The sequence below is a fragment of the Solemya pervernicosa gill symbiont genome (genome assembly GCF_002020875.1).
Classification (GTDB): domain Bacteria; phylum Pseudomonadota; class Gammaproteobacteria.
Map to the genome: position 1 here is coordinate 47,913 of NZ_MPRL01000012.1, position 6,155 is coordinate 54,067.

The window sequence follows — 6,155 nt, forward strand, 5'->3', positions numbered from 1 at the left end:
AGGCGCGATAGAATAGAGAACATATAGAGAAAACTACTCCAGCATGCAGGGAAGATCCGGGTACGCTAAGAATAAAAAGGGTATTAAGCATGGACTACATCGGAGAGAAGGTTGTGCAGCTCCACGGCGGACTGCGTGACGCTTGGCCGCACCTCTGTCGCATCGCAGTTGCCATCTACGATGACAAGACCGATCTACTCAAGACCTTCGTCAACAGCACTGATAGCGTCGATCCACTCTCGCGTTACAGCATGAAACTCTCCGAGGTGCCCTCGTTAAAACAGCTGGCCGATACACGTGAGCGTCGGGTCGTTGAGGATCTTGAGGTTTTCGCCTCCTCAAAATCGAAACACAGTCAGTGGCTACTCAAATCAGGCTTTCGCTCCAGCTATACCGTACCGCTCTTCAGCCACGAACAGCTGCTCGGTTTTCTCTTCTTTGATGCCGATAAACCGAACTACTTTGCCGATCTGATCATCAACAGCCTGGCAATCTACTCTGAACTGATCGGCGCGATCCTGATCAACGAATTTGCTCCGATCCATACCCTGCGTGGTGCGATCAACACCGCAAAACACCTCACCCACCATCGTGATGAGGAGACCGCCGCGCATATCCAGCGCATGTCGCACTATTCACACCTGATTGCGCAGAAGTTGGCCGAGCCTTTGGGATTGAGTGACGAGTTTGCTGAACTGGTACTGCAATACGCACCGCTGCATGACATCGGCAAGATCGGTGTCTCTGACAGCGTTCTGTTGAAACCGGATAAGTTAACGGCCGATGAGTTTGAGCAGGTCAAAGAGCATGTGATCAAGGGGCGCGGCATCATCGATTCGATTATCTCTGAGTTCGATCTGGGACATCTGGAACACCTCGATATCGCTCGCAACATCATCGCCTGTCACCACGAGAAGTATGACGGTAGCGGCTATCCGGCCGGTCTCGTCGGAGAGGATATTCCGATCGAGGGACGAATTGTGGCGGTGGCCGATGTGCTTGATGCACTGACCACCGAACGTCCCTATAAAAAGGCTTGGGCGTATGAGACCGCGGTTGACTATATCGCTGAACAGTCGGGTCGGCAGTTCGATCCACAGTGCGCTGAGGTGGTGAAGCAGCATGCCGGGGAGTTTAAGATGATCTGTCACCGCTTTCGCGATAACGGTGAGTAACGCTAAAAACGCGCCATGCCGGATATCTTGTAACAAACTATTACAGTGCAGATTGGTCAAGAATAGCCGTAGACCTTTATGATGTGCGGAGGCTCATATGAGCACATTATCTTTTGTTGAAATATTTTCAGAGTGATCTTAATAGGAATGAGGCCACACCCTTGCTCAAGAAACTCTCTTTAATCGTTGTTCTATCTATCGTCGTGGCGGCTGCTGCGATGTATACGCTACAGGATACGAATGAGAAGCGAACTGTCCGGGTTGGACTGATCCTTTTCACTGCAATCAACAGTGAAACTGCCGCTGGTCTCATTGAGGGGCTGGAGCGCTACGGCTACCGTGAGGGGGATAATGTCGAGTTTGTCGGGCGTGAGATCGTTACCTCGGCCGATCAGCTGGATAAACGGGTGGCACAGGTAATCGCGGCCGATCCCGATGTGATTGTCTCAACCAGCACACCGGGCACCCTTGCCACGCAGAAGCAGGCAGCGCCACGCAATATTCCTGTCATCTTTGCGCCCGTCAACGATCCGGTCGCCAGCGGCATCGTTGCCGACTACAAACAGCCGGGTGGCAATGTCACCGGTATTCGTCTTGCGACCAGTGACGGCAAACGCTTTGAATGGCTGCTCAAACTCAAGCCATCAATGCGCAAGATCTACATCCCCTATACCGAGGGTGATCCGAGTGCTGAGGTGACGCTCAGGCAGATTCGTGAAGTTGCCAAGGCTAAACGGGTAGACACGTTTGCTCTGAGTGCCATGCCAGGAGCCAGTATTGAAAAACTACTTACGCAGATGCCGGCGAACATCGATGGAATATTCCTGCCACGAGATAGCCGTATCGAGGCCAATGTCGCACTCTTTGCTGCCGCCGCAGAGGCGCGTGGAATACCACTAGCCGCACCGAGCAAACAACAGGTCGACCAGGGTGCGCTCTTCTGCTATGGCTTCGAACATCGTCGTATTGGCAGGCAGGCGGCACGCCTGGTAGCTGAGGTTCTCAAGGGGACGGCAGTAGGTAATCTCCCTGTGGAGACGGCAGAAAATTACACCTTCCTCAATATGAAGAGTGTGAATGCTATCGGGCTTGAGGTTTCAGATGCGATGTTACGGCAGATGGATGAGATCATCAGGTAACGACGCAGATGGCTGAAGCAATAAGAGATTCACTGCGTAAACACCTGACCCTGTCGTTGCTGGCGATCTCGATTGTGCCTCTGACAATAGCGGGGCTTCTGCTTGGTTGGTACAGCTACAACACGCAGCTCGATCGGGTATTAGCCAATCAGCAGCGAGAAGTCGGTGTCGTGGCGGCCAAGGTCAACGCCTTTCTTAACGATGCCTCAAGAGAAGTTCAGGAGCTGAGCCGTTTCCAGGCCTTTAATAAACTTCCTGCCACAACGCAGCGCGAGTATATGACCGAGCTGATGGTGCGAGAGAGACGCCAGAGTTCCTCGCCGCCATGGCCAGCAAAGAGATCGGCTTTGGACGTGTCTTCTTCGAGCCGCTAACCGGTGAGCCGATCCTTAATATGATTGTTCCACAGATCGATCTTCGCAGTGGCGAAGTGCACAGTGCATTTGTTGCTGAGCTGCGATTGAAAGGGCTGTGGGGTGAGATTCTTGCCGAGAGTAAGGGTGAGCAGAATATTGTCTATCTACTCGATCAAGATAATCGCGTGTTGGCGCACCCGAACCCCTCGGTGGTGCTGCGTGAAACCTACTTCGATATCGAACACGAGAGTGGTGTCGGACGTGGCATCAATGGCGTGAATGCCGTGCTGACTGCTGAGCCGATCAACATCGGTGCTACTCACTTTCATATAGTTAACGAAATCGCCTTTGATGAGGCGATGCGTCCAGCCATCAGGACCGTTGCCGTGGTGGTTGCCATCATCGTGGTGACGTTGGTGATCGCGCTCTATATGGCCTTCTACGGTCTGCGCAGTATCTTTACACCGATTGAAAGGTTGACCGTAACGGCGCGTGAAATCAGAGGCGGTGATCTCTATGCCACCGCTGAGGTCGGTAGCCACGATGAGCTTGGCGAGCTGGCCGCTGCCTTTAACGGCATGACACGTGATCTGCGAGAGACGCTTGAAGAACTCAATGGCGAGATCATCGAACGAGAGAGTCGTGAGCTGGCACTGGAGAAGAGTGAGCGCTACAACCGCACCCTGTTTGAGGAGACGCCGATTGGCCTGGCGCTGGCCACGATGGATGGCCAGCTCGTCGATGTGAATGAGGCCTATGCAAAGATAATCGGTCGTTCAGTCGATGAGGTAATGAAGATCAATTATATGGACATCACGCCGGTCGAGTATATGGATCAGGAGAAGCAGCAGTTTGCCTGTCTCGAGCAGAGTGGTCGCTATGGGCCCTATGAGAAGGAGTACATCCACGCCGATGGTCACCGCGTGCCGGTTCTGTTGAATGGGCTCATTATCGAAGATGACGATCAGCGATACATCTGGTCGACGGTTGAGGATATCACCCAACGCAAGAGGGCAGAGCATGCACTGACGAGTTCTGAGGCGGATCAGCGTGCCATTCTCGAAAACATGTCTGACACCTTTATTCGTACCGATCTCAACGGTGTGGTCGAGCGGGTGTCACAGGCAATAATCGATCTGCTCGGCTATGAGGTTGAGGAGGTGGTGGGCCGAGAGACAAGCGGCTTCTATGTCGACCCAGGTGATCGCACGCGTATGCTGGAGAAGCTGCGAAAAGAGGGTGTGGTGCACGACTTCGAGATGCAGTTCCAGCGCAAAGATGAGAAGAAGGTCTGGGTTTCGCTCAATCTCCAGCGCCGGACCAATGAGCAGGGCGAAGTGATCGGCATGGAGGGGATGCTGCGTGATATCACCCTGCGTAAGGCGATGGAGCAGGCGCTGCGCGATTCGCACGATGAGCTAGAGCGGCGCGTCGATCTGCGTACTGAGCAGTTGCAGCAGGCCAAGAATGAAGCGGAGCAGGCCAACCGTGCCAAATCGGAGTTTCTCTCGCGCATGAGTCATGAACTGCGCACACCGATGAACGCCGTGCTCGGATTTGCACAGCTGCTCGAGGTCGATGAGGAGCTGGGTGAGGATCAGCGTGATAGCATCCAGGAGATTCTGATGGCCGGCAACCATCTGCTGGAGTTGATCAATGAGGTACTCGATATCGCACGAATCGAGTCGGGTCGTTTCGCACTGAGCTGTGAAGAGGTCAATCTACAGGTGCTGTTTGAGGAGTGCCGTAAGCTGATGCAGCCGCTGGTGGAGCAGAAATCGCTCAGCCTCGGCTGTAATGTCACTGTCTGTGAAGAGTTTAAATTCTATGGTGACTACACACGCATCAAACAGGTGGTGCTCAATCTGCTCAGCAACGCGGCTAAATATAACCGTGAAAATGGCAGCATTGAATTGAGCTGTGGCCTCATAGAGGATCGGGTCCGCATCAGCGTTACCGATAGTGGTATCGGTATAGCCGAGGGTCATCAGAGCGAGATGTTTGAGGCCTTCAACCGCCTGGGTCAGGAGGGGAGTCAGATCGAGGGGAGCGGCATCGGCCTGATGATCTCTGACAACCTGGCCCAGGCGATGGGTGGATCATTGGGTTTTGTCAGTCGTGAAGGTGAAGGCAGCACCTTCTGGATCGAGCTGCCAATCTCGGGCCTTCCCACCACATAATAATCTCTACCCACGCGGACATTTCTCGCCCGTCTTGATAGTCGATGGTTATCATCTGTCGGCGCATTATCACTGCGAATATTCACTTTTAACTCTTTATTAACCAACGAGAATATCGTTGGTTAATATGATCTGTACGACTTTGTTTTCCTCTACCACACATCACCATCCTTGACATAGTAAGACGGCTGTATTATTTATTTAATAACAAATAAGACAGTTGTCTTACTTATGGCGGGTTCAGGAGGTGGTCACCATGGCGATGGCAGAGCAGCAGGTTAAATCGGATATCGCATCACTCGATCGTAAGACCTTCGATCGCTGGTTCAGTGAGGCGTTTGATCAGCGAATGGCGGAGCGGGAGGCAGCCCATGTCCCCTCACTGGCAATCATCGCCACCAAGGGCACGCTCGATATGGCCTATCCCCCCCTTCATCCTCGCCTCTACCACCGCAGCACTCGGGTGGGATGTCTCGATCTTTTTCACCTTCTACGGTCTGGAGCTGCTCAAGCGCGATCTCGATCTCAACGTCACACCGATAGGCAATCCAGCGATGCCGATGAAGATGCCGGTCGGACCTGACTGGTTCCAGCGTATCAACTGGAAGTTGCCCAATATGGTGATGAACAACATGCCCGGATTTGAGGGCATGACCAAGGGGCTGTTTGGCAAAACACTGGAGAACAAAGGTGTTGCAACGGTTGGTGAGCTGCGTGACATCTGCGTTGAGTCTGAGGTGAAGCTGGTCGCCTGCCAGATGACGGTCGATCTGTTCGGATATGACCAGAACGAGTTTATCCCCGAGGTGAGCGACTGGATTGGTGCCACCTCATTTCTGCCCGTGGCCGCCAAGGCCGATGTCGGGCTGTTTATCTAGCAATAAGGAGAGCGTAATGAGTCATGCAGTTGCACAGGAAGTTGATGCCCGAGGACTTAACTGTCCACTACCCATTCTGCGCATGAAAAAGGCGATGGGCAGTGTTGAGAGCGGTGATGTGGTGAAGATGGTCGCAACCGACCCCGGTTCGGTAAAGGATATGGAGGCGTTCTGTACCCAGACCGGTAATGAGTTGATTGAGACGGCTGAAGAGAGTGGTGCCTTCGCCTTCCTGGTGAAGAAGGGGTAGGCGAGTGGCAAGGCGTGTATTGGTCATGGGGGCTAGCGGCTTTGTCGGTAGCCACGCGCTTGAGGCGCTGCAGAAAGTGGTCGGGGAGTCGCTATTTTTGCGGAAGCTTGTTTTGGGCATCCAAGCCCAAGCAAGCGGCAAATACTTAACGCGACCGTTTATGCCTACGGCGCCCCG

At 53.5% G+C, this 6,155-nt stretch carries 6 protein-coding genes; all 6 read left to right on the plus strand.

Annotated features, from left to right (window positions below):
* Positions 1-89 precede the first annotated feature (89 nt).
* The 6 genes from BOW52_RS04625 (at position 90) to BOW52_RS04650 (ending at position 5,978) form a co-directional block, all read left to right on the plus strand.
* Entirely contained in the window at positions 90-1,175 is a 1,086-nt protein-coding gene (locus tag BOW52_RS04625) for an HD domain-containing phosphohydrolase (RefSeq protein WP_078482921.1), read from the plus strand.
* A gap of 161 nt (positions 1,176-1,336) precedes the next feature.
* Positions 1,337-2,314 (plus strand): ABC transporter substrate-binding protein, encoded by a 978-nt coding sequence (locus tag BOW52_RS04630; protein ID WP_135622031.1) that lies wholly within the window; start codon positions 1,337-1,339, stop codon positions 2,312-2,314.
* Positions 2,315-2,322: 8 nt separating this feature from the next.
* The gene (locus BOW52_RS04635; RefSeq protein WP_078482923.1) at positions 2,323-2,688 is read left to right on the plus strand and encodes a hypothetical protein; all 366 of its coding nucleotides are present in this window, start codon (positions 2,323-2,325) and stop codon (positions 2,686-2,688) included.
* Positions 2,640-4,850 (plus strand): PAS domain S-box protein, encoded by a 2,211-nt coding sequence (locus tag BOW52_RS04640; protein WP_078482924.1) that lies wholly within the window; start codon positions 2,640-2,642, stop codon positions 4,848-4,850. The genes BOW52_RS04635 and BOW52_RS04640 overlap by 49 nt, the downstream gene beginning before the upstream one ends.
* 371 nt (positions 4,851-5,221) lie before the next feature.
* Positions 5,222-5,728 (plus strand): DsrE/DsrF/DrsH-like family protein, encoded by a 507-nt coding sequence (locus BOW52_RS04645; RefSeq protein ID WP_330359758.1) that lies wholly within the window; start codon positions 5,222-5,224, stop codon positions 5,726-5,728.
* Between the two features lie 16 nt (positions 5,729-5,744).
* The gene (locus tag BOW52_RS04650; protein WP_078482925.1) at positions 5,745-5,978 is read left to right on the plus strand and encodes a sulfurtransferase TusA family protein; all 234 of its coding nucleotides are present in this window, start codon (positions 5,745-5,747) and stop codon (positions 5,976-5,978) included.
* Positions 5,979-6,155 lie beyond the last annotated feature (177 nt).